This window comes from Janthinobacterium sp. BJB446, from assembly GCF_002735655.1.
Classification (GTDB): Bacteria; Pseudomonadota; Gammaproteobacteria; order Burkholderiales; family Burkholderiaceae_D; genus Janthinobacterium; species Janthinobacterium lividum.
Genome location: NZ_PDZK01000001.1, coordinates 706,566 through 730,484, shown reverse-complemented (window position 1 = coordinate 730,484; position 23,919 = coordinate 706,566). Strand labels below are relative to the sequence as shown.

Below are 23,919 nucleotides of genomic sequence, written 5' to 3'. Positions count from 1 at the left end.
CGTTCACGCAAAAAAATGCAGTATAAACAATTTAGGCTTTTATGCCATCAGACGCTACTGCACTTCTCGTTCCCATGTGCGGATTCCCGCTTAAATATCAAGGGCGGAATCATCTTCTTCCACGGCATTTTTCAGCGGATTCTTGATTCCACGGCCCATCAGGAAGATTTCCGACGATTTATCGCGGCTGGCCTTGGGCTTTTTCTGCACCACGACCTTGAATTCGGCACGGAATTTCTCCACGATCTGGCTGAAACCCATGTCTTTAAAGCATTTCACCAGCAGCACGCCAGACGGCTTCAGGTGCAATTGCGAAAATTCGATGGCCAGGTCGATCAAGTGTTCCATGCGCGCGGCATCCGCCGTGGCGATGCCCGACAGGTTGGGCGCCATGTCCGACAGGACCAGGTCGACCTTGCGGCCCTGCAACACCACTTCCAGCTGGCGCAGCACGCGCGCTTCGCGGAAGTCGCCCTGGATGAAGTGGAAATCGGCGATCGGCTCCATTTCCAGCATGTCCAGGCCAATCAGGGTACCATTGACCCCGCCGCCGTCCTTGCCGGCCAGCTTGCGCCGCGTGTACTGGGCCCAGCTGCCGGGAGTGCAACCAAGGTCGACAATCACCTGGCCAGGTTTGATCAGTTTCTCGTCTTCATCGATTTCTTTGAGCTTGTATGCTGCCCGGGCGCGGTAGCCCTCTTTTTGCGCCAACTTCACATAAGGATCATTTATGTGGTCGTGCAACCAGTTTTTGTTTAATTTCTTCTTTGCCATTCGCGTAGAATACTGCTTTTAAGGGAATTACTAAATATTATTATGCTAAAACTTACACCCGTAGAGCGCAGCGCACTGCGCGCCGAAGCACACGCGCTGAAGCCTATCGTCATTATTGGCGAAGCGGGCTTGACACCTGCTGTCCTCAAAGAGATCGACCTTGGCCTGGATTCGCACGGCCTGATTAAAGTCCGCGTGTTCGGCGACGACCGCGAAGCGCGCGTCGGAATGTACGATACGATTTGCGGCAATCTCGGCGCCGCCCCGGTACAACATATTGGCAAACTGCTGGTAATCTACCGTCCGAAAAAAGAAGTGGTTAAGGAGAAGGTCAGCGCCGGCAAAGGCATGCGCGAAGTGACCATCGTCAAGGCCAGCGCCAGCGGCACCAAGCGCCCGAGCGTGACGAAAGTCATGATCAAGGGCAATGAGCGCGTTACCGAAGGCGGTTCCATCAAGCGTGCCAAGCCACGTCAGAAAAGCGCCAAGAAAAGCGCACTGGGCAGCAAGTAAGCCTGTTCACCCGGCAACCGCAAGGCGGCCGGGCTTGAAACAAGAAGCGGAGCACGGGATATTCCCTGCTCCGCTTTTTTATTGCTATTACGATATTCACACGCCGGCGATTGTCGGATTACGCGTGGCCTGCGGCCTCGCTAATCCGACCTACGTATGTCATGTAGGTCGGATTAGCGCGCAGCGCGTAATCCGACAACACCCGAGGCGATTACTGCTGCTTCCAGATCAGCACGCCCGCCAGCAAGCTCTGCACGGCAAAGATCACGGTCGACACGCCATGCAGCATGCCGAAGCGGCTGCGCATGGCCTCGTCCATGATACCCGACGGCGCCTGCGCCTTGAGTTCAGCCATCAGGGGCGAAATGCCGAAATGGCTGAGCAGCGCGCACACCAGCATCGACAGCACCAGCGCGCCCAGCAGGCGCCGGCGCTTGAGTTCCAGCGCGCCGGGAGCCCATTGCAGCAAGGCCAGCAGCACCAGCGCACAGGCGATCGACAGCCAGGCCTCGGCGCGGAACATGCTGCCGGCAATATTGCCTGCCAGTACGCGGTCGCTCAGAGTGCCAAACAGGGTCGGCGCCACGATGAAGCCGATGGTCCACAGGCTGCCGGCCCACAGGGTGGCAACGAGGATGCGCACGCGGCCCAGCATCAGATGTACAGTACTTCCAGGATTTCGTATTCGCGCGGGCCGGACGGCGCCTGCACTTCCACCACGTCGCCGGCGTACTTGCCGATCAGCGCGCGGGCGATCGGGGACGTCACGGAAACCTTGTTCATTTTCAGGTCGGCTTCATCGAGGCCGACGATCTGGTACGTGACTTTCTGGCCCGATTCCAGGTCTTCCAGGTTCACGGTCGAGGCAAACACCACGCGGCCTTCCGCGTCGAGCGCGGTCGGGTCGATGATTTGCGCTGCACCCAGCTTGCCTTCGAGTTCGGCGATGCGGCCCTCGACGAAGGCCTGGCGTTCCTTGGCGGCATCGTACTCGGCGTTTTCCGACAAATCTCCGTGCGAACGCGCTTCGGCGATCGCATCGATGACGATGCGGCGTTCCTTGGTCTTCAAATGATGCAGCTCTTCTTTCAAGAGTTCTGCGCCGTATTTGGTCAATGGGACTGAGGTCATGTTATCTCTACTATCTGCTAGTTATCGGCGCCGTTGTCCGTGTTTTGCCACGGTTAACGGACTTACCAAGTGAAAACCACAGAGGCCGCGCGCTGCTCTGCACGGAACTCTGTGGTTGATAAGCATGCAGTGTACCGCCTAACGGCGGCCACTGCAAACGCACTTAGTTCAAGGTCTTGTGCAGACCTTGCAAATCGTACACACGCAGCTCATCCAGGTGGCGGATGCCTTCGACGGCCGCTTCCGCGCCCGCGATGGTGGTGTAGGTCGTCACGCGCGATGCCAGGGCCGAGGTGCGGATGGCCCGCGAATCGACGATGGCGCTGCGCTTTTCTTCCACGGTGTTGATCACCAGCACGATTTCATGGTTCTTGATCATGTCGACCACGTGCGGACGGCCTTCGATCACCTTGTTCACTGGCGTGACGGCGATGCCGGCAGCAGCGATCACGGCGGCGGTACCCTTGGTGGCGACCACGGTGAAGCCGGACTCGACCAGGTCACGCGCCACTTGCACGGCACGCGGCTTGTCCGACGCTTTCACGCTGATGAAGACCTTGCCCGATTTTGGCAGGTTCACGCCGGCGCCCAGTTGCGATTTCACAAACGCTTCGCCGAACGTCAGGCCCACGCCCATGACTTCGCCCGTCGATTTCATTTCAGGGCCCAGGATGGTGTCCACGCCAGGGAACTTGACGAACGGGAACACGGCTTCCTTGACGCTGAAGTACGGCGGCACGACTTCCTGCGTGATGCCTTGCGATGCCAGCGACTGGCCCACCATGCAGCGCGCGGCGATCTTCGCCAGTTGCAAACCCGTGGCTTTCGAGACGAAAGGCACGGTGCGCGAAGCGCGCGGGTTCACTTCCAGCACGAAGACGACGTCTTTCATTTCGCCGTCGATCTCCTGTTTCTGGATCGCGAACTGCACGTTCATCAGGCCAACCACGTTCAAGCCCTTAGCCATCAGCGCCGTCTGGCGTTTCAGTTCTTCAATGGTTTCCGGCGCCAGCGAGTATGGCGGCAAGGAGCAAGCCGAGTCGCCCGAATGGACGCCAGCCTGTTCGATGTGCTCCATCACGCCGCCGATGAACGTCGTTTCGCCGTCGGAGATGCAATCGACGTCGCACTCGATGGCGTCGTTCAGGAAGCGGTCCAGCAGCACCGGCGAATCGTGCGAGACCTTGACGGCTTCGCGCATGTAGCGCTCGAGGTCGCGTTGCTCGTGGACGATTTCCATGGCGCGGCCACCCAGCACGTACGAAGGACGCACGACCAGCGGGTAGCCGATTTCCTGCGCCAGCGCCAGGGCGTCGGCTTCCGTGCGCGCGGTGCGGTTAGGCGGCTGGCGCAGTTCCAGCTTGTGCAGCATTTGCTGGAAACGCTCGCGGTCTTCGGCCGCATCGATCATGTCCGGCGACGTGCCGATGATCGGTACACCATTCGCTTCCAGGTCCAGCGCCAGTTTCAATGGCGTCTGGCCGCCGTACTGCACGATCACGCCCACCGGTTTTTCGATGGCGACGATTTCCAGCACGTCTTCCAGGGTCAAGGATTCGAAATACAGGCGGTCCGAGGTATCGTAGTCGGTTGAAACCGTTTCTGGGTTGCAATTGACCATGATGGTTTCGTAGCCGTCTTCGCGCATGGCGAGGGCAGCGTGGACGCAGCAATAGTCAAACTCGATACCCTGGCCGATACGGTTCGGGCCACCGCCCAGCACCATGATCTTTTTCTTGTCGGTCGGATTCGATTCGCACTCTTCGTCGTACGTGGAATACATGTACGCCGTGTCGGTCGAAAATTCCGCTGCGCAGGTGTCGACGCGCTTGTAGACGGGACGGATATTCAGCGCATGGCGCTGCTGGCGCACGGCCGTGTCGGTCGTCTGCAGCAGGAAGCCCAGGCGGCGGTCCGAGAAGCCCTTCTGTTTCAACTTGTACAGGGTGTTCTTGTCCAGGTTTTCCAGCTTCTGCGTGTCCAGCCACAGCTCCAGGTCGACGATTTCCTTGATCTGGATCAGGAACCATGGATCGATCTTGGTGAGTTGGTGCACTTCTTCCAGGGTGAAACCCTGGGCAAACGCGTCGCCCACGTACCAGATGCGTTCAGGACCAGGCTCGCCCAGTTCTTCTTCGATCTTTTCGCGGTCCTTGGTCTTTTCATTCATGCCGTCCACGCCCACTTCCAGGCCGCGCAAGGCTTTCTGGAACGATTCCTGGAAGGTACGGCCGATCGCCATCACTTCGCCGACGGATTTCATCTGCGTCGTCAGGTGGTGGTCGGCGGTCGGGAATTTCTCGAACGTGAAACGGGGGATCTTCGTGACGACGTAATCGATCGACGGCTCGAACGATGCCGGCGTGGCGCCGCCCGTGATTTCATTGCGCAGCTCGTCCAGCGTGAAACCGACGGCCAGCTTGGCGGCGATTTTTGCGATCGGGAAACCCGTCGCTTTCGATGCCAGGGCCGACGAACGCGATACGCGCGGGTTCATCTCGATGACGATCATGCGGCCATCGATCGGGTTGATCGAGAATTGCACGTTCGAGCCGCCGGTGTCGACGCCGATCTCGCGCAGCACTGCCAGGGAGGCATTGCGCATGATCTGGTATTCCTTGTCCGTCAGCGTTTGCGCTGGCGCCACCGTGATGGAGTCGCCCGTGTGCACGCCCATCGGGTCGAGGTTTTCGATCGAGCAGATGATTATGCAGTTGTCCGCCTTGTCGCGCACCACTTCCATCTCGTACTCTTTCCAGCCCAGCAACGATTCTTCGATCAGCAGCTCTTTCGTCGGCGACGCTTCCAGGCCGCGCTTGCAGATGGTTTCGAATTCTTCTTCGTTGTAGGCGATGCCGCCGCCGGAACCGCCCATGGTGAACGATGGACGGATGATGGTCGGGAAGCCCAGCGTGCGCTGCACGGCCCACGATTCTTCCATCGAGTGCGCCACGCCGGAACGGGCCGAACCGAGGCCGATCTTGGTCATCGCGTCCTTGAACTTGGAACGGTCTTCCGCCTTGTCGATGGCTTCCGGCGATGCGCCGATCAGCTCGACGTTGTATTTTGCCAGCACGCCATTATTGAACAGGTCCAGCGCGCAGTTCAGCGCCGTCTGGCCGCCCATCGTCGGCAGGATCGCGTCAGGACGCTCCTTGGCGATGATGCGTTCAACGACCGACCAGGTGATCGGTTCGATATAGGTCACGTCGGCCATTTCCGGATCCGTCATGATGGTCGCAGGATTGCTGTTGACCAGGATGACTTTGTAGCCCTCTTCGCGCAGGGCCTTGCACGCTTGCGCGCCGGAATAATCGAATTCGCAGGCCTGGCCGATCACGATCGGGCCAGCGCCAATAATCAGAATACTTTTGATATCTAAACGTTTAGGCATTTTTCTTTTTCTCCTCCGCAGCCATCAGGTTGATGAAGCGGTCAAACAGGTAAGCAACATCCATCGGGCCCGGCGACGCTTCAGGGTGGCCCTGGAAGCAGAAGGCCGGCTTGTCCGTGCGGGCAAAGCCCTGCAGGGAACCGTCGAACAGCGATTCATGGGTCACGCGGCAATTCGCGGGCAAGGTTGCCGCGTCGACTGCGAAACCGTGGTTTTGCGAGGTAATCAAGACCTGTTTCGTTTCCAGGTCTTGCACCGGGTGGTTGGCGCCGTGGTGGCCGAACTTCATCTTCAGCGTCTTCGCGCCGGAAGCGATCGCCATGATCTGGTGACCGAGGCAGATGCCGAAGGTCGGGATACCCTTTTCGATCAGTTCCTTGGTTGCCGCGATGGCGTAGTCGCACGGCTCCGGATCGCCGGGGCCGTTCGACAGGAAGATGCCGTCCGGATTCAGCGCCAGGGCGTCGGCGGCCGTGGCTTGCGCGGGCAGCACGGTGACTTTGCAGCCGCGTGCCGTCAGCATGCGCAGGATGTTGCGCTTGACGCCGTAGTCGAAGGCGACCACGTGGTATTTCGCGTCCGCGTCGGCCAGCTGGCCATAGCCTTCGCCCAGCGTCCATTCCGTTTCGCGGTATTCGTAGGCGTCCTTGCTCGACACCACCTTGGCCAGGTCCATGCCGGCCAGGCCGGGGAAGGAGCGGGCCAGTTCCAGCGCTTGCGCGGCGGATGGCTCGTTGCCTTGCGTGCCGACGAGGATGGCGCCGCCCTGCGCACCTTTTTCACGCAGGATGCGCGTGAGCTTGCGTGTATCGATGCCGGCGATGGCGACGATATTTTCAGCTTTGAGGTAGTCGGACAGGGAAAGGGTGGAACGGAAATTGGATGCCAGCAAAGGCAGATCGCGGATGATGAGGCCAGCGGCGTGTACCTTGGAAGATTCGACGTCTTCCGGATTGACGCCCGTATTGCCGATATGCGGATAGGTCAGGGTGACCATCTGGCGGCAATAGCTTGGGTCGGTAAGGATTTCCTGATACCCGGTCATCGAGGTATTGAAAACAACCTCGCCCGTGGTATGACCGGCGGCACCGATCGAAAAACCTTTAAAGATCGTTCCATCAGCAAGCGCTAATATGGCTGGAACGGCAGGGCCAGAAAAAAATGGCGGCAAGGGCAACTCCTGATAAAGTTACCGTAGCTGCGCCACGTCAGACCGACCGCCTAGTTACCCGAGCCAGATGCACTCAGGGTGTTTCAACGGTCATTTTGAATGAGGGGATGGGTAGTCGCTACGGTATATGTGTGATTGGCTAAACCTTTGAATTATAACCAAAAGGAAGCTTTTCCACAAGGAAGAAAATTCAGAATCGGCGGCATTTTTTTGCATGGCAGCATAAAAACTGCGCCCCATGAAAAAAGCCGCCCGGCTTGCGCGGGGCGGCTGGTTCTGCAATTGCGGCTACTACTTAGGCGGTGAGCGCAGCAATGCCTGCTTTGGCGATTTGCGCATCTTCCGCCGACTTCACGCCCGAGACGCCGACGGCGCCCACGTAATGACCGTCGAACACGATGGGCACACCGCCTTCCAGCAAGCCGTCGATTTCCGGTGCGCTCAGGAACGACACGCGGCCGCCATTGATCATCTCTTCATAGATGCGCGATTCGCGGCGACCCAGCGCGGCCGTCTTGGCTTTCGATGGGGCGATGTGCGACGAGATCGGCGCCACGCCATCCATGCGCTGCAGCCACAGCAGGTGGCCGCCGTCGTCGACGATGGCGATCGTGACCGCCCAGTTATTCTTGACCGCTTCCGCTTCGGCGGCGGCAGCGATTTTCTTTACGTCGTCCAGGGTCAAAATCGGTTTCGATTGCATGGTGCATCCTTGTTATGTTGAATCAAAATTGTATACGAAATGCGCAGCGGCGCTACCCCCTACTGCTCGCGCTTGGCTTTCAGCTTTTGCTTGAGCTGCGCCATGACGGCAAAGGTCGCCTGCTCGCCCGCCAGGATCGCCTGATTGCGGCTGTTGAAATCGTTGCCCTTCATCGTGCCCAGGCTGGGCTGGATCACCACGTCCGCATCCTTGAGCTCGAACTGGTTGATGCGCTGACCCATGATGGCGAACGTCTGCATCAGCACTTCCATCGAGCTGATGGCCTTCTGGGTATCCGTTTGCGACGAGATATTCACGGCGATGATGAAATCGGCGCCCATGTCGCGCGCGAAGCGCACGGGTACGGGAGCGACGAGGCCCCCATCGACATAGGTGTGGCCGGCAATCGTCACAGGCTGGAACACGCCGGGCACGGCCGACGAGGCGCGCACGGCCATGCCGGTGTTACCGCGCTGGAACAGGATCGGCTGGCCATTTTTCAAATCGGTCGCCACCACGCCGAAGGGAATCTTCAGCTTTTCCAGCGGCACGCCGCCCACAGCCTTGTTGACATAGCTTTGCAGCGCTTCGCCTTTCAGCACGCCGGAGGACTTGCCGAACAGGGGCAAGGCCCAGTCGGAAATGGCCGCCTCGTCCATGTCGAACGCCATCTTTTGCAGGGCGAAGCCGGAGTTGCCTGCCGCATACATGGCGCCCACCACGCTGCCGGCGCTGGTGCCGGTGACGATATCGGCGACGATGCCCTGCGATTCGAGCGCCTTGATCACGCCAATATGCGCGAAACCGCGCGCCGCGCCACCGCCCAGCGCCAGGCCGATCTTGATCTTGCGCGGCGTGACGACGATGGGTTCGGGTGGCGTCAATACTTGAACGGGTTTCGGGGCGGTGGTATCGCAGCCGGCCAGCGCAAAGGCGGCCAGGGCAAGCAAGGTCAGGCGTTTAGGGAACATGTGGAGAGGGGGAACCGCGCGCGGCAGTGGCAATAAAGGAGAGCCGATTGTAGCGCAAGCGGGGCTGCCTGCACTGAAGGCTGTCTTAAATGTTTATGCTGACAATGTTCGTGCGCGCCGCCCCATCCAGCAGACCACTGCTAGACTGGCGCCTGGTTTTTACTTTCCTCCAATCAATATGTCAGAACAGCAATTTGCCGACAGCCGCGCCCTGAGCGAACCATTTACGCAACAGCTATCGCAGCAGCAGCCCGATGGCGCCCTTGCCTGGCTGACCGCCATCCTCGCCACGCAGGCACCCGCGCTGCGCTCGTCGAACGCCACCTTGCTGGCTTACACGGGCAATCCGGCCGCCCTCGCCTGGATCGAGACCAATGTCGGCTCGCCCGTGGCGGGACAATGGGGCGTGGCGGCAGCGCTGCTGGGCACGCCCTGGCCCCGCATCGCCGGCTGGCTCGGGCAAGGCGGCCCACACCGGCTGATGGCGCTCGATACCCTGCTCGCCTACCGCAAGCCAGCCGTCAACATGTCGCCGCTGGAACAGATCGCCGCCCCCGTGCTGCCGCAGGCGCCCGCGCGCGCCGACCTCGACGCCGCGCTGGCCGCCTGCCTGGCCGCCTCCGCGACGCCGCGCATCCAGGCGGCCGTCAACTCGATCCAGCAGCATGCGGATGACATCCTGCGCGGCGGCCCACGCGGCGTGGCCGTGGCCGACTTGCCGCGCCTGTATCTCGACCCGGCGCCGTTCAAGGATGCGCCCGCCATCCTGGCGCAGCACAAAACGGTGGTGGGCGGCATGCGGGAAAACCTGCAAAACCTGCTCAAGGGCATAGTGTGAATCGACTGGCCCTCGTGACAATCGACTTGAGCGATATCAACTCGCCGCGCCAGCTGCATGCGGCGCTGGCCGCCGCGCTGGGTTTTCCTTCCTTCTACGGCATGAACTGGGATGCGTTCTGGGACGCCGTCACGGGCCTGGTGGACATGCCGCAACAACTGGAGCTGCGCGGCTGGCCAGCCTTCGCCGCACGGCTGCCGCACGATGCGGCCATCCTGCAGCGCATCCTGGCGCGCATGGCGCAGGAAATGCCGGACCTGGCCGCGCAAGTGCATTACGCTTGACACAACGTGACGCCAGGAAACGCTTGACAGCCCGCCCCAACCTCCCTTACATTAAGTGCATGTCCTCCTTCAAACATCCATCCCCTTCCCTGCTGTCGCTATCGCGACTACACCTAGCACGCGCATAAGTTTGCCGCATTGCTTCGCCTGGCCACACGCCGGCGTGTTTCAAAAACCCTGGAAGGTTTGATGATGTTTGCACCATCCCCATTCGTACACGTAGTTCCCCCTGCGACCGCCCCCGCTGGCATCGTCGTTGCACTGCTATCGCTACCGATCGCTTGCCTGGCCTAGTGTTGCGTGGCCGCCCGGCAAGCTTGCGCCACAACCATTGATTTCCCCCTATCTTCAGGAGTACCCGATCATGATGTTGCAAAACCCAGCTTCCAAATACCGCGCCTTTCCTCCCGTCAAATTGACCGACCGTCAATGGCCGAACCAGATCATCAGCAAACCGCCTATCTGGATGAGCACCGACTTGCGCGACGGCAACCAGTCGCTGATCGAGCCGATGAGCGCGGAAAAGAAGCTGCGGTTCTTCGAGATGCTGATCGCCATCGGCCTCAAGGAAATCGAAGTGGGCTTCCCGTCGGCATCGCAAACGGATTTCGATTTCGTCCGCAAGCTCGTCGATGAGGGCCGCATCCCGGACGACGTCACCATCATCGTGCTGACCCAGTCGCGCGAAGAGCTGATCCGCCGCACGGTGGAATCCGTCGTCGGCGCCAAGCGCGCCATCGTCCACCTGTACAACTCCGTGGCGCCCGTGTTCCGCAAAGTCGTGTTCGGCATGTCGCGCGAGGAAATCACGAATATCGCCACCACCGGCACCACCCTGGTAAAACAGCTGGTGGCGCAGCATCCGGAAACGGAATGGGGTTTCGAATACACTCCGGAATCGTTTTCCACCACGGAACTCGATTTCTCCAAGCATATCTGCGACGCCGTCAGCGCCATCTGGAAGCCGACGCCGACCAACAAGATGATCATCAACCTGCCATCGACCGTGGAATGCAGCACGCCCAACGTGTACGCGGACCAGATCGAATGGATGTCGCGCAAACTGGCGCGCCGCGATTCCATCATCATCAGCGTGCATCCGCATAACGACCGCGGCACGGCCGTCGCGTCGGCCGAGCTGGCCGTGATGGCGGGCGCCGACCGCGTGGAAGGCTGCTTGTTCGGCAATGGCGAGCGCACGGGCAACGTCGACCTGGTGACTTTGGCGATGAACCTGTACACGCAGGGCGTGCATCCGGGCCTCGATTTCTCCGACATCGACAGCGTGCGCAAGTGCGTGGAAGAGTGCAACCAGCTGCCCGTCCACCCACGCCACCCGTATGCGGGCGACCTGGTGTTTACGGCATTCTCCGGCTCGCACCAGGATGCGATCAAGAAAGGTTTCGCCAAGCAACAACCGGACAGCATCTGGGAAGTGCCGTACTTGCCGATCGACCCGGCCGACCTGGGCCGCAGCTATGACGCCGTGATCCGCGTCAACAGCCAGTCCGGCAAGGGCGGCATGGCGTATTTGCTGGAACAGGAATACGGCCTGGTCTTGCCGCGCCGTCTGCAGATCGAATTCTCGCGCGCCGTGCAAGCCGTTGCCGACGCCACGGGCCGCGAAATCGCCGCGCAGGATATCCATGAAATCTTCCAGAAGGAATACCTGGAGCAGACGGCGCCATACGCCTACGCTTCGCACCGCATGGTGGAAGACACGAGCAGTGACGAATCCGTGCAGATCGACATCAGCCTGTCGCACCGCCAGACGCCATTGGCCCTGCAAGGCGGCGGCAACGGCCCCATCGATGCCTTCGTCAACGCACTCGGTCTCGACATCAAGCTGATGGATTACCATGAGCACTCGATCGGCTCCGGCGCCAACGCGCAAGCGGCTTGCTACGTGGAGTTGCGCCTCGACAATGGCCCGACCCTGTTCGGCGCCGCCATCGACAGCAATATCGTCACCGCCTCGTTCAAGGCTGTCTTGTCGGCCGTGAACCGCCGCATCAAGCAGACGGACGCCGAAAAAACAACAGAGGCCGACGTGGCTGCCAACGCAGCCTGAGCACGGCCAGGGCATCCCTCATAGGGAGAAAAAGCGGTACGGCTTGATCGCCGTGCCGCTTTTTCATTTCTATTGGGCAATTAGTAGTGCAAATCAGGTATCACCAACCGTATAATCGTTGCATAACAAGACCACCGGAGACAGATCATTAGCTACCGAGGGAATCAGTATGAAATTGACGGATATGAAGATAGGCGTGCGCCTGGGCGCCGGTTTTGGCGTGGTGCTGTTACTGATGGCAGTGCTGGTAGGCACGGGCCTTTTCCGGCTCGACAAGATCGGCGCGCTCAGCGAAGCCATCATCGAGAAAGACTGGGCCAAGGCCGACGCCATCGCCACCATCCGCAGCACCACGCGTTCGAACGCGGCACTGGTGCTGGAACTGTTCATCCATGAAGATCCGGCCCGCGCCAACGCCATCCACGGCGAAATCGATGCCAACAAGGCCACCATCACCGATGCGCTGGTCGTGCTCGACCGCCTGATCGTGCTGCCTGAAGGCAAGGAACTGCTGGCCACCCTGAAGCAGCAGCGCAAGGCCTATGTCGTGTCGTTCAGCCAGGCCGACAAGCTGCTGGTGGCGGGACAGCGCGCGGAAGCGGCCGTGCATGTGCGCGACGACACCCTGCCCGCCCTGAACCAATTGCAAAAGACGGTGAACCGCCTGAATGAAATCCAGCGCGGGGTGGTCGTGCATGGCGGCCAGCAAATCAAGCAGAATATTTCCGCAGCGAATGTGCTGATGGCCAGCCTGGGCACGGCCGCCCTGCTGCTGGGCGTGCTCTTTGCCTGGCGCGTCACGCGCTCGATCACCACGCCGATCGCCTATGCCTTGCGCGTGGCGCAAGCCGTGGCCGCAGGCGACCTGAGCAGCAAAATCGTGGCCGAAGGCAAGGATGAAGCGGGCCAGCTACTGCAGGCGTTGCGCGATATGAATACCAACCTGGCCACCCTGGTGGGGCAGGTGCGCGGCGGCACGGGCACGATAGCCGTGGCGTCGAGCCAGATCGCCAGCGGCAATGCCGACCTGTCGGCCCGCACCGAAGCGCAAGCCAGCGCGCTGGAAGAAACGGCCTCGTCGATGATCGAACTGACAGGCACCGTGCGCAGCAACAGCGACAATGCACGCCAGGCCGACAGCCTGGCCCGCTCGGCATCGGCCATCGCGCAGCGCGGCGGCTCAGCCATGGCGGAAGTGATCGGCACCATGGATGCCATCAATGCCTCGTCGCGCAAGATCGTCGACATCATCGCCGTGATCGACGGCATCGCCTTCCAGACGAATATCCTGGCACTGAACGCGGCGGTGGAAGCGGCGCGCGCAGGTGAGCAAGGCCGCGGCTTTGCCGTGGTGGCGTCCGAAGTGCGCAACCTGGCGCAACGCTCGGCGGCGGCGGCGAAAGAAATCAAGGAACTGATCGCCGACTCCGTCAACAGGGTCGGCCAGGGCGCGCAACTGGTCAGCCAGGCGGGCGCCACGATGGATGAAGTAGTGGCCAGCGTGGGCCGGGTCAGCGCCATCGTCGGTGAAATCAGCGTTGCCAACCACGAGCAGAGCGAAGGCATCGAGCAAATCAATGCGGCCATCATGCAGATGGACCAGACGACGCAGCAAAACGCGGCCCTCGTCGAGGAAGCGGCCGCGGCGGCGGCAGCCATGCATGAACAGGCAGGCGAACTGGAAACCCTCGTCAGCCAGTTCAAGCTGGAACAGAACACTGCCGCCAAGGCGCCGCCCCGCCCTGACGCACCCGCCGTCCCGCGCCTGCACTAAGTTATTCCACCTGGCGCGCCAGGCGGATGCCGGAAAATTGCCAGCGCGCGCCGGCAGGGAAGAAATTGCGGTAGCTGGCGCGCGCATGGCCGGCCGGCGTGGCGCACGACGAGCCGCGCAGTACATACTGGTTCAGCATGAACTTGCCGTTGTATTCGCCGAGCGCCCCGGGCGCCGTGCGGTAGCCCGGATACGGCGCGTAGCTGCTGCTGGTCCACTGCCAGCAATGGCCGAACATTTGCCGCAGCCCTGTTCCCGGTGCGCCGGCGGCCGGATGCAGCAGGCCAACTTGCAGCGCGACGCCTTGCGCCGCCACTTCCCATTCCGCTTCCGTCGGCAGGCGCGCGCCGGCCCAGTGCGCATAGGCGTCCGCCTCGAACAGGGACAGATGCGTAGCCGGCGCCTGCAGGTCGAGACTATGCAAACCATATAGAGTGAATTCCTGCCATTGCCCCGCCTCGTCGCGCTGCCAGTACAACGGGCACTCCAGCTGCCCGCTGCGCACCCAGTCCCAGCCTTCGGCCAGCCACAGGTGCGCCGTGCGGTAGCCGCCCGCCTCGATGAAGGCCAGGTACTCGCCATTCGTCACCAGCGCGCTGGCCAGTTCGAACGGCGCCACGTATTGCGGATGGCGCGGCAATTCATTGTCGAAGCAAAAGCCATCGCCCGCATGGCCGATCTGCGCCAGGCCGCCGTCGAAGGCGAGCCAGGCCGTGGGCTGCGCGGCTTGCTGCGCTGATGGCGCCGCGCTGTCCATGCGATCCAGGTAGGCAGGAAACAGGGCGCTCTGCGCCAGCAGATGCTTGACGTCCGTCAACAGCAATTCCTGGTGCTGCTGCTCGTGTTCGAGCCCCAGCGCCAGCAGCATGGTCAGCCGTTCGCGCTCCTCGCGCGCCAGTTCGCCCGCCAGCAGGCGGCCGATGCGCGCATCGACATCCATCCGGTAGGCGCGCACGACGTCCATGCCGGGGCGCGTCAGCAAGCCACGCTGGGCGCGCGGGTGCTTCTCGCCCACGCCGTTGTAATAGGAATTGAACAGCACGCGGAAGGCCGGGTGGAATGGCGCGAACGCCGCTTCCATGCTTTCCAGAATAAACGTTTCGAAAAACCAGGTGGTATGCGCGAGGTGCCATTTCACGGGACTGGCGTCCGGCATCGACTGGGCGCCGCAATCCTCGTCGGACAGGGGCTCGGCCAGCAGCAGAGAATGCTGGCGCACTTGATGGTAATGACCGATCAGCATCTGTTCCCTTCTTAGTCCCGGATGACCCGCGCGTAAATGACGGCAAACCACTGTTGCGGATCCGTCCAGACTTGCACGGTGGAAAGCCCGGCCTGTTCCAGCAAGCCGACAAAGGCCGCGCGCGTGTACTTATAGCTGTCTTCAGTATGGATGCGCTCGCCTTTCGCGAAACGCCGCTGGCCACCTTTCCAATGGACAAACTGCTCGCTGCGCGCTTCCAGGTGCATTTCGACGCGGCGCTCGTCGGCATTGAAAAAGCCGTGGTGCTGCCACGCGCGCACGTCGAAGTCGGCGCCGATCAGCCCGTTCACGTGGCGCAGCATGTTCAGGTTGAAGGCGGCCGTGACGCCCAGCGCATCGTCATAGGCGGCGTCGAGGATGGCGTCGTCCTTGATCAGGTCGACGCCGATCAGCAGGCCGCCATCGCCGTCCGCATTCGCGCGCAGGCGGCGCAAAAAGGCAGTTGCTTGCTCGGGCGCAAAATTACCGATCGACGAGCCGGGATAGAAGAACAATCGCCGTGCCTCGCGCACGCTGTCGGGCAAGTCCAGGCGGCTGGAAAAATCCAGGCCCAGGCCCGTCATCTCGATGTGCGGAAAGCGCTGCTGCAGCCGGCTCAGCGATTCGCTGAGGAAATCGTAGGAAATATCCACGGCCACGTACTGGACCGGGTGCAACAGGGGGAACAGGCTGGCGGCCTTGGCGCAATTGCCCGCGCCCAGGTCGATCAGGGTGCTGCCCGGCCCCACGGCGTGGGCGATCTCGGCACCATGGCGGGCGAAGATGGCCGCTTCCGTGCGCGTCGGATAGTACTCGGGCAAGGCGCAGATGGCTTCGAACAGCTTGGAGCCGAGCGCGTCGTACAGGTACTTGGGCGACGTCCAGGCATCGCGCGCCAGCAGGCCGCTGCTGATCTCGGCTATCGTGGCAGGAGTGGCGCTGGCCGCGCTGGCGTGGCTGGCGGGACGGAAATCGGACTGCTGTTGCGCAAGTGGCATGGTCATGGGCTGGCGTCGTCAATGTTAGGTTCACGAAGGGCTTGCACGGTCAGCCACCGGGCGCACCGCCCCTGCCGCAGCGGTTTGCGGGCGCCTCTGCCGATGACTTTTTCTCATCATAGCGGAATCCGCGCAAGCCAGCCGTGCGGCAGGTAACTTAAGGTCGATACGCGCCGTCTGCCGCAGGAACCACACAAAAGTGGTATTACCAAGCAAAAAGCATAAGCCTGTCGTATACTACACATTGCCGGCCAAACAATCCGCGCCCCTTTGCAGTTCCCAGGCCCCCCTCTCCCCCGCGTGCCTCCCTTTACGATAGCCGTTAACACCATGCTCGAATTGCGCCATCTGTCGAAGTCCTATGCCAATGCCCGTCCCGTGCTGGCCAACATTTCCTGCCGCTTCAAGGCCGGGGAATTCATCGCCATCATGGGTGACTCGGGCGTGGGCAAGTCGACCTTGCTGAACCTGATCGCCGGCCTCGATACGCCCGACGCGGGTGCCGAAGCGCACCCTATCCTGGTGGACGGCATTGCCATGTCCAGCCTCGATGACGCCGCCGCCACCCGGCTGCGTCGCGCCCGCATGGGCTTTATTTTCCAGGCCTTCCACGTCTTGCCGCACCTGACCCTGCTGCAAAACGTGGCCCTGCCGCTGCTGCTCAACGGACTGCCCCAGGAGCGTGCCGCCAGCATGCTCGAGGCGGTCGGCCTGGGCGGGCGCGGCGGCGACTTTCCGCAGCAATTGTCCGGCGGCGAAATGCAGCGCGTGGCCATTGCCCGCGCACTCGTCCACAAGCCGGCACTGGTGCTGGCCGACGAGCCCACCGGCAACCTCGACCCGGACACGGCGCACAGCATCCTGCAATTGCTGCGCGCCGAAATCAAGGCCAACGGCAGTTGCGCGATCATGGTCACGCATTCGCTGGCCGCCGCCGAAATGGCGGACCGGACCATGATCCTGACGAAAAGCGGACTACAAAATACAACAATCGTCAACCAAACTGATCAAACAATCAGTTAATTTAACTGACCATCTGTCACAAGTTTTGTTATCGTAGTATTATTTAAACACTTGCCTGGTTATCAATGTTGTAACGCGAATGTTGTACTACGTCACCCAGACAGCCGTACTGCGATGACGAACTATAGCCGGGACCGCGTCAAAGTGGTCTCGTCCCTTGCATAACCTGAAGGAGGAGTAAATGAACGTTCGGCAAAAGAAGCTGGAAATGATTGAGGCGATGAACCGGGCGCGTGCGCTCGAACCATCGAGTTTTGTGCCCAACAAGCTGCTCGATACCCTGATCGAGAAGATGAACCTGAAAAATGATGCGGAACTGTGCCGTGTACTGGAAGTCCAGCCCCCCATCATCAGCAAGATTCGTCACGGCAAACTGTCGGTCGGTGCAACGATTTTATTGCGCATGCATGAAAAATCGGACATCACCATCCGCGAACTGAAGGAACTGTCCGCCACGCCAGTCCATTGATATAACCGCTGTTGTAATGCCATGCCAGGCACCCAGGTTCCCGGCGCCATGAACTTTTGCCATGAAATTCGCGCAGTTCGCTCACCGCACAACATCCGAGCACGATAGCGAAGAGACCCAGCCCAAACCATGCTGACCGTTTCTCTGCCCTCCCGCCCCAGTTCCACACCCTCCCCGCCTTCACTCTGCATTGCCCCGCCAGCCAGCATTTCCACTCACTCTTGATCTGACACAACACGCATAGTCAGCGCAGGCATCAAGGTCAGCTTTTAACCAGCGATCCCAACCGCATGTCCAGCGATCCTCTTGCGCCGCCCGTGCTGCGCCTGACGCTCACGCGCGATCCCCTCGCCAATGCCGGCGACTGCCCCGCCGCGCCCGGCTGGCATGGCCAGACCCATGTGCTATCCAGCGCGCGCGGCATCGGCAGCTGCCGCATCACCCTCGATATCGGCCCCGCCGACGTGGTGCAACTGCTGCTGTGCGACGGCAGTTCGCTGCTGGCTGGCAGCCTCGACCTGCCACGCTACCTGGGTCCGGCCACGCTGGCGCGCGATGGCGCCCCCGCCAGCATCGAAGTGGGACTGGCCTTGCGCCCGCAGGCGGCGCGCCAGCCGCCCGGCGCCAGCCGCGACGGCCTGGGCGCCTGGATGCTGCGGGCCGTGCGCGTGTACCGCTGCGGCGCCGCCGCCATGACGGCGCTGGCGGCGGCGGGCACCTTCCAGGACCGCCAACTGGAACAACGGCTGGGCCTGTACCGCTGCGGCATCGAGGCGGACAGCATGACGGCCGTCGCCAGTTTGCCCGCCGGGCCGGACCCGGTGCTGCTGCTGTTGCACGGCACGGCCTCGTCGACCCAGCGCAGCTTTGGCGGCCTGTGGCGCAATGGCCTGGCGCCGCAACTGGCGGCGCAGTACGGCAACCGCATCTATGGCTATGAGCACCGCAGCCTCAGCGACAGCCCCATCGAAAACGCGCTGGCCCTCGTGCGCCAGCTGCCGCACGGCGCCGTGCTGCACCTGCTGACCCATTCGCGCGGCGGCCTGGTGGGCGAATTGCTGGCGCGCGCGCAGCGCATCGACAGCCGCGGCGCCGTCGACCTGGCCGGCGACGGCCTGGAGCGGCTGAGCGAAAACACGGTGGGCGGCGAAGCGTTCAACAGCCACGATATCGACCACTTCACGGCGCAGGCGCGGCTGGGCGGACGCGGCGGCTACGACGAGGATGCGGCGCGCCTGCGCGCACTGAGCGTGGAACTGAAGAAACGCGCCATCCGCATCGCCCGCTTCGTGCGCGTGGCCTGCCCGGCGCGCGGCACCACCTTGATGTCGGGCCGGCTCGACCGCTGGGCCAGCGTGATGTTCAACCTGCTGCTGCACGACGGCGTTCCCGATGGCGCCGTGGCCTTCCTGCTGGCCGTGGTGCAGCAGCGCTGCGACGCGCGCATCCTGCCGGGCCTGGAAGCGATGATGCCCGACTCGCCCCTGGTGGCACTGCTCAATGCGCCCGACGTGCGCGTGGCCAGCCCGCTACATGTGCTGGCCGGCGCGTGCAGCGGCGACGGCCTGCTGGGCTGGCTGGGCGACTGCCTCGACGACCAGCTCTACGGCGGGCAGAACGACCTGGTGGTCAATTGCGCCTCGATGGCCGGCGGCGCCACGCGCAGCACGCCGGTGCGGCAACTGCTGCTGCGCGGGCCGCACGCGCACCACCTGAACTACTTCGAGCGCGCGCCGTCTAGCCAGGCCGCCGTGCAGGCCCTCACCGGCGACGAGACAGCCTACCAGCCGCTGTCCGGCATCGAGCACGCCCCGCTGGCGCGCGGCGGCGAAGTGCCGAAACGGCGCGCGCACGCGCCCATCGTGCTGCTGCTGCCCGACATCATGGGCAGCCACCTGCAAGTGGGCAACAACCGCATCTGGTTCGATCCCGTCAACCTGGTCGAAGGGCGCATCGAACGCCTGGCCGTGGGCCAGCCGCACATCGTCAGCGCCGGCTGGATCGAATCCTGCTATGAACCGTTTGCCCGCTTCCTCGCGCAAAGCCAGGAAGTGCGGCCCTTTACCTATGACTGGCGCCTCTCGCTGCAGCAGTCCAGCAGCGCCTTCCTGCCAGTGCTCGACGAGGCCATGCGCGATGCCGAACAACGCGGCCACCCGTTGCGCATCGTTGCCCACGGCATGGGCGGGCTGGTGGCGCGCCTGGCCCTGAAAGACCGCTGGCAGCGCTTCGGCGCCCTGCCCGGCAGCCGATTGCTGCAGGTGGGCACGGCCAACCGCGGCACGCAGGCGATGGTGCAAGTGCTGCTGGGACGCGACCGGCTGGTGCAGATGCTGGCCTGCTGGATAGGCTGGAAACACACGCGGCGCCAGTTTCTCGGCTTCGTGCGCGCCTTTCCCGGCGTGCTGGACATGCTGCCGTGGCCGCAGGCGGGGGGTAGCATCGATTATTTCGATGCCGAGGCCTGGGCGCGGCTGGCCGGCGGCGACAGGCAAGCGGGCCTGCCCGGCGGCTGGCAGGCGCCCGAGGCCCAGGCGCTGGCCACGGCGCGCGCCACCGTGGCCCTGCTGGAAGCGGCCCCGCTCGACGCCCGCCATTGCAGCTACCTGGCCGGCTGCGCCGACACGCCGGTGGCGCTGCGCCTGCGCGACGGCGGCATCGAGAACGCCTGGTCGCCGGACGGCGATGGCCGCACGGCCTGGCAAGGCGCGGTGCCGGACGGCGTAGCGGCCTGCTACCTGCCGGTGGCGCATGGCGACCTGCTGCTGCAAAAGGACTACTACCCTGCCATCGCGCAGCTGCTCGACAGCGGCCAGGGGACCTCCCTGCCGCGGCACCCGCCGCACGCGCCTGGCGGCGTCCCGCCCCGCTTCCATCCGTATGTGTCCGACGCTACGCCGCTGTACCCGCAGCCGCAGGAATTGCTTGACGCGGCCATCGGCGCCGCCGGCCCCGCCAGCGCGCCGGAGAGCCGCGCGCCGCAGCTGAGCCTATCCGTCATCCACGGCAGCATGGCTTCGGCCGACGCGCCCGTCATGAGCGGCTGCTACGCGTCCGAATCGCTGCGCGGCAGCATGAGCTTTCTCGACCGCCTGCTGGCCGGCAAGCTGCAGGAAATCCACGCGCTGGGACGCTTTCCGCAGCGTCCCGACTCCGCCCTCGTGGTGCTGCAGCCCGATGCGGCGCGCCGGCCCGGCGGCGCCATCGTCATCGGCCTGGGCGCACTGGGCGAACTGACGCCGGGCGAACTGGCGCGCGCCTTTGCTGGCGGCCTGCTCGAATACGCGTGCGTCTGCCTGCAGGTGCGCGCCGCCGGCCATGTGGCCGCGCCGCCGATGGGCGAACATGGCTTGCGCGTGGCCAGCCTGCTGTCCGGCTCCGGCTATGGCGGCTTGAGCATCGCCCTGTGCGCGCGCGCCCTGATCGACGGCGCGCGCAGCGCCAACCGGCGCCTGGAAGACGCGGGCATGGCTTGCCGCATCGGCCACATCGCCATCTATGAACAGTCCGAGGCACGCGCCATCGCCGCCGCCGTGGCCATCGAACAGATCATGGCCGAGGCGCGCTACCAGGGCAGCTTCACGTTCGAGCGGCGCATCCGCCACAGCCCCGGCGGCTACCGGCGCATCCTGCCCAGCCTGAGCGGCGACAATGGCTGGCGCCGCGTGCAGATCGTCGCCGCCGATCTCTCCGGCGCCCTGCGCTTCACTGTGCTGACGGACCGCGCGCACAACAGCGTCGACGAGGAGCCGAACCAGCGGCAAGCCGTCGATGGCCTGATCATGGATGCCACCGACAACACCACCGACCAGCCGGGCCTGTCGCGCGCCCTGTACGAACTGATGCTGCCGAATGGCCTGAAGGCGGCCATCCCCGAGATGCGCGGCCTGATCCTGGCCGTCGACCAGAGCGCCGCCATCTATCCGTGGGAGCTGATGCGCGACGAGGCGGGCAGCGAGGAAAGCCCGCTGTCGACGCGCATCGGCATGGTGCGCCAGCTGGCCAGCCTGCGCGAGCAGCCATCCGCCGTCAGCCCGCCCAGCAACAGCGTGCTGGTGATCGGCGACACCGATTCCGGCCTGCCCGAGCTGCCCGGCGCGCAGGCCGAAGCGCAGGACGTGGCGCGCATGTTCGGCGCGTACGGCTACCAGGTGCGCGAGCTGCTGCGTCCCCAGGCCCAGCGCGTGCTGGTGCACCTGTTCGACGAACGCTATTTCGCCATCCACCTGGCCGGCCATGGCGAAGTGGCCGGCCCCGGCATCGCCCATACGGGCCTGGTGCTGGGACCGAAGACGCGGCTGACGGCGGCGCAGGTGGGTAAATTGAAGCGCGTGCCGCAATTCGTCTTCATCAATTGCTGCCATCTGGGCGACATGCGCCCGGACGCCATCGCGCCGTGGTCGAAACTGGCCGCCAGCCTGGCCACGGCCTTCATTGAAATGGGCTCGCAGGCGGTGATCGCGGCCGGCTGGCGCATCGACGACCAGGCGGCCAGCATCTTCGCGCACAGTTTTTATCACGCCATGCTGAGCGGCGAATACTTCGGCGACGCCGTGCGCCTGGCGCGCGAGGCGGCCTACCTGCAGTTCCCGGCCTCGAACACCTGGGGCGCCTACCAGGCGTATGGCGACGACCGCTACCGCTTTCCGAATACCCAGAGCCGGCCCTGGCAAGCGCCCGACTATCACTACCACGGCCACTTGCTGGCCGACCTGGAAACCCTGCACGCGCGCCTGGCGGGCGCCGATGCTGCGCGCCGCGCGGCCATCGAGGAAAAGCTGGGCAGCATCGAGGAAGCCGTGCGCGCCCGCTTCTTCGGCTGCGCCGACATCCGCGAAAACATGGCCGCCACGCGGGCCGGCCTCGGTGGCCTGGAGAACACCTTGCGCGCCATCGAACACTACCGGGCGGCGCACAGCGCGGCCGACGGCAAGGTGGCCTTGCGCGCGCTGGCGCACTGGGCGGAACTGGAGATACGCCAGGGCGCGGCCCTGTGCGGCCTCGATGTGGGCGCCGGCATCGAGGTGCCAGCCGTGCCCGATCCGGCGCAGGGCCGGCAGTTGCTGCAGGATGGAAAACAGCATATCGACCTGCTGGTGGCGCTGGCGCCCACGGCGCAGCGCCTGGCCCTGCTGGGACGCTACTGGGCCTTGCAGGCGCGCCTGGCCTGCACCGAAGGAAGCTCCGGCGCGCCTGCCCTGCGCGGCATGACGGATGCCTGCCTGGCCGCGCTGGAAGAAGCGCGGCGGCGCAGCGGCGTGGCCGACTGCGACCTGATTTTCCAGGTGCTGGCGGGCGCCCTGCTGCTGAAAGCCCATGGCGATAGCGGCGCCTGGCGCGCGCTCGATCCGCAACTGGGCGACTTGCTGCACGACGCCATCGCCTATGCGCGCCAGCGCCATGCGGACGAACACCGCGCCATCGACGCCGGCGCCCCCGTGCGCGCCGCCCTGCTGGCGGCCCTGTGGCAAGTGCCGGACGGCCGCTCTTTCGACGCGCCCGCGCGCGCCGCCTTCCTGGCCCTGTACCACGACGCCGTGCGGCGCCACGGCAGCATCGGCGAACCCGAGGCGATCACGGCACCGCTGCGCTTCCTGCTCGAACTGCTGCCGCCCGACAGCGCGGACACCGGCTTGCGCAGCGCCGTGCAGGCGCTGGCCAGCCAGCTGCAGTCCTCGCTTCCCGCCCTTAGCCAGGCACCACGCCGTAATGGCGCGCATAGCGCTCGTCCAGATTCGCCAGCGGCATCATCATGAACATGTCGGCGCTTTCGAAATCAGGGTCCCAGGCCGGTTCGCCGCAGATCCAGGCGCCCGAACGCAGGTAGCCCTTGATCAGCGGCGGCACCTGCGGCTTGTGCGCCGCTTCCACCTGGTGGATGGGGAAAGGCAGGTGCGGCGTGACGCGGTACTCGCTTGGGGCCATGTGTTTTTCGGCCAGCGCCTGGTACACGGCGACGGCGTTATGGCCGCCATCGGCCAGGCTGATGCTGGCGCAGCCGACCAGGTAGTCGCAGCGCTCGCGGCGCATGTATTCGGCCAGGCCAGACCACAGCAGCATGATCACGCTGCCGCCCCGGTATTTCGGGTGGATGCAGGCGCGGCCCGCTTCGACCATGCGTCCGCGCAGGTTCTTCAGGCGGCTCAGGTCGAACTCGTTTTCCGAATACAGCCGGCCGATCTTGGCCGCCTTGGCCGCGCTCAGCACGCGGTAGGTGCCCACCACTTTCAGGGTATCGGCGTCGCGCACGATCAGGTGGTCGCAGTGCGCGTCGAATTCATCGCTGTCGAGGCCATCGGCGTTGGCCAGCGACGTCAAGCCCATGGTCTCGATAAACACCTTGTAGCGCAAACGCTGGACTTCGCGCACTTCCGCCGCTGTCGTGGCCTGGCTCAGCACCAGTTGGACCGGCCGGGCCTTGGCTTCGTTTGATGCGATTATGTTCTGCATGGTTTCATCCCCCTGTGATCAAGACGACTCCAGCGTACTTGTCTAATATGTCAGGAAAATGACAGCCGAATGTCATTTCCATGACGCAAGTCAATGTCATTCGGGGATCGTG

At 63.6% G+C, this 23,919-nt stretch carries 18 protein-coding genes; 8 read left to right on the top strand and 10 right to left on the bottom strand.

From position 1 onward, the window contains the following. Positions 1–90: 90 nt before the first annotated feature. Positions 91–774: an RlmE family RNA methyltransferase gene (locus CSQ92_RS03325; protein WP_034757436.1), complete on the bottom strand. Its 684-nt coding sequence runs from the start codon at positions 772–774 to the stop codon at positions 91–93. Between the two features lie 42 nt (positions 775–816). Here CSQ92_RS03325 and CSQ92_RS03320 point away from each other — a divergent pair, with 42 nt between their 5' ends. Next, positions 817–1,287, top strand: coding sequence for a YhbY family RNA-binding protein (locus CSQ92_RS03320; protein ID WP_010397237.1), 471 nt, complete (start codon positions 817–819; stop codon positions 1,285–1,287). A 211-nt stretch (positions 1,288–1,498) separates the two neighbouring features. Here the strand turns inward: CSQ92_RS03320 and CSQ92_RS03315 are convergent, their stop codons facing one another. The 6 genes from CSQ92_RS03315 to CSQ92_RS03290 all read right to left on the bottom strand — a co-directional run bounded on the left by CSQ92_RS03315 (position 1,499) and on the right by CSQ92_RS03290 (position 8,657). After that, positions 1,499–1,942, bottom strand: coding sequence for a DUF4149 domain-containing protein (locus tag CSQ92_RS03315; RefSeq protein WP_180276920.1), 444 nt, complete (start codon positions 1,940–1,942; stop codon positions 1,499–1,501). Continuing rightward, positions 1,942–2,418 (bottom strand): transcription elongation factor GreA, encoded by a 477-nt coding sequence (greA, locus tag CSQ92_RS03310; RefSeq protein WP_034757428.1) that lies wholly within the window; start codon positions 2,416–2,418, stop codon positions 1,942–1,944. The genes CSQ92_RS03315 and greA overlap by 1 nt, the downstream gene beginning before the upstream one ends. Positions 2,419–2,581: 163 nt before the next feature. Then, positions 2,582–5,812 (bottom strand): carbamoyl-phosphate synthase large subunit, encoded by a 3,231-nt coding sequence (gene carB, locus CSQ92_RS03305; RefSeq protein ID WP_099393235.1) that lies wholly within the window; start codon positions 5,810–5,812, stop codon positions 2,582–2,584. Further along, entirely contained in the window at positions 5,805–6,983 is a 1,179-nt protein-coding gene (gene carA, locus CSQ92_RS03300; RefSeq protein ID WP_092610630.1) for a glutamine-hydrolyzing carbamoyl-phosphate synthase small subunit, read from the bottom strand. The genes carB and carA overlap by 8 nt, the downstream gene beginning before the upstream one ends. 295 nt (positions 6,984–7,278) lie before the next feature. Further along, the gene (locus CSQ92_RS03295) at positions 7,279–7,686 is read right to left on the bottom strand and encodes a GlcG/HbpS family heme-binding protein (RefSeq protein ID WP_034786036.1); all 408 of its coding nucleotides are present in this window, start codon (positions 7,684–7,686) and stop codon (positions 7,279–7,281) included. Between the two features lie 59 nt (positions 7,687–7,745). After that, positions 7,746–8,657, bottom strand: a complete 912-nt coding sequence (locus CSQ92_RS03290; protein ID WP_034786038.1) for a patatin-like phospholipase family protein — start codon at positions 8,655–8,657, stop codon at positions 7,746–7,748. Positions 8,658–8,835: 178 nt separating this feature from the next. Between CSQ92_RS03290 and CSQ92_RS03285 the strand changes: the two genes are divergently transcribed. The 4 genes from CSQ92_RS03285 to CSQ92_RS03270 all read left to right on the top strand — a co-directional run bounded on the left by CSQ92_RS03285 (position 8,836) and on the right by CSQ92_RS03270 (position 13,624). Beyond that, complete coding sequence (locus CSQ92_RS03285; RefSeq protein WP_099393234.1) at positions 8,836–9,495, top strand: hypothetical protein; 660 nt, start codon at positions 8,836–8,838, stop codon at positions 9,493–9,495. Positions 9,496–9,509: 14 nt separating this feature from the next. Next, a complete protein-coding gene (locus CSQ92_RS03280) occupies positions 9,510–9,779 on the top strand; it encodes a barstar family protein (protein WP_257219111.1) in 270 nt (89 codons plus the stop codon). A gap of 364 nt (positions 9,780–10,143) precedes the next feature. After that, positions 10,144–11,850, top strand: a complete 1,707-nt coding sequence (gene leuA / locus CSQ92_RS03275; protein WP_099393232.1) for a 2-isopropylmalate synthase — start codon at positions 10,144–10,146, stop codon at positions 11,848–11,850. A 169-nt stretch (positions 11,851–12,019) separates the two neighbouring features. Continuing rightward, positions 12,020–13,624 carry a methyl-accepting chemotaxis protein gene (locus tag CSQ92_RS03270; protein WP_180276919.1) on the top strand — a complete coding sequence of 535 codons (1,605 nt, stop codon included), beginning with the start codon at positions 12,020–12,022 and terminating at the stop codon, positions 13,622–13,624. Position 13,625: 1 nt separating this feature from the next. On the opposite strand, the gene egtB is transcribed toward CSQ92_RS03270, so the two are convergent. Further along, a complete protein-coding gene (gene egtB, locus CSQ92_RS03265; protein WP_099393230.1) occupies positions 13,626–14,867 on the bottom strand; it encodes an ergothioneine biosynthesis protein EgtB in 1,242 nt (413 codons plus the stop codon). An 11-nt stretch (positions 14,868–14,878) separates the two neighbouring features. Then, a complete protein-coding gene (gene egtD / locus CSQ92_RS03260; protein ID WP_099393229.1) occupies positions 14,879–15,871 on the bottom strand; it encodes an L-histidine N(alpha)-methyltransferase in 993 nt (330 codons plus the stop codon). 324 nt (positions 15,872–16,195) lie between these two features. Here egtD and CSQ92_RS03255 point away from each other — a divergent pair, with 324 nt between their 5' ends. The 3 genes from CSQ92_RS03255 (at position 16,196) to CSQ92_RS03245 (ending at position 23,113) form a co-directional block, all read left to right on the top strand. Next, positions 16,196–16,888, top strand: coding sequence for an ABC transporter ATP-binding protein (locus CSQ92_RS03255; RefSeq protein ID WP_034786044.1), 693 nt, complete (start codon positions 16,196–16,198; stop codon positions 16,886–16,888). A 181-nt stretch (positions 16,889–17,069) separates the two neighbouring features. Next, positions 17,070–17,357 carry a hypothetical protein gene (locus tag CSQ92_RS03250; RefSeq protein ID WP_034786045.1) on the top strand — a complete coding sequence of 96 codons (288 nt, stop codon included), beginning with the start codon at positions 17,070–17,072 and terminating at the stop codon, positions 17,355–17,357. A gap of 290 nt (positions 17,358–17,647) precedes the next feature. Next, positions 17,648–23,113 (top strand): CHAT domain-containing protein, encoded by a 5,466-nt coding sequence (locus CSQ92_RS03245; protein ID WP_099393228.1) that lies wholly within the window; start codon positions 17,648–17,650, stop codon positions 23,111–23,113. On the opposite strand, the gene CSQ92_RS03240 is transcribed toward CSQ92_RS03245, so the two are convergent. Beyond that, positions 23,046–23,807, bottom strand: coding sequence for a GNAT family N-acetyltransferase (locus CSQ92_RS03240; protein WP_034786047.1), 762 nt, complete (start codon positions 23,805–23,807; stop codon positions 23,046–23,048). The genes CSQ92_RS03245 and CSQ92_RS03240 overlap by 68 nt on opposite strands. Positions 23,808–23,919: the final 112 nt, after the last annotated feature.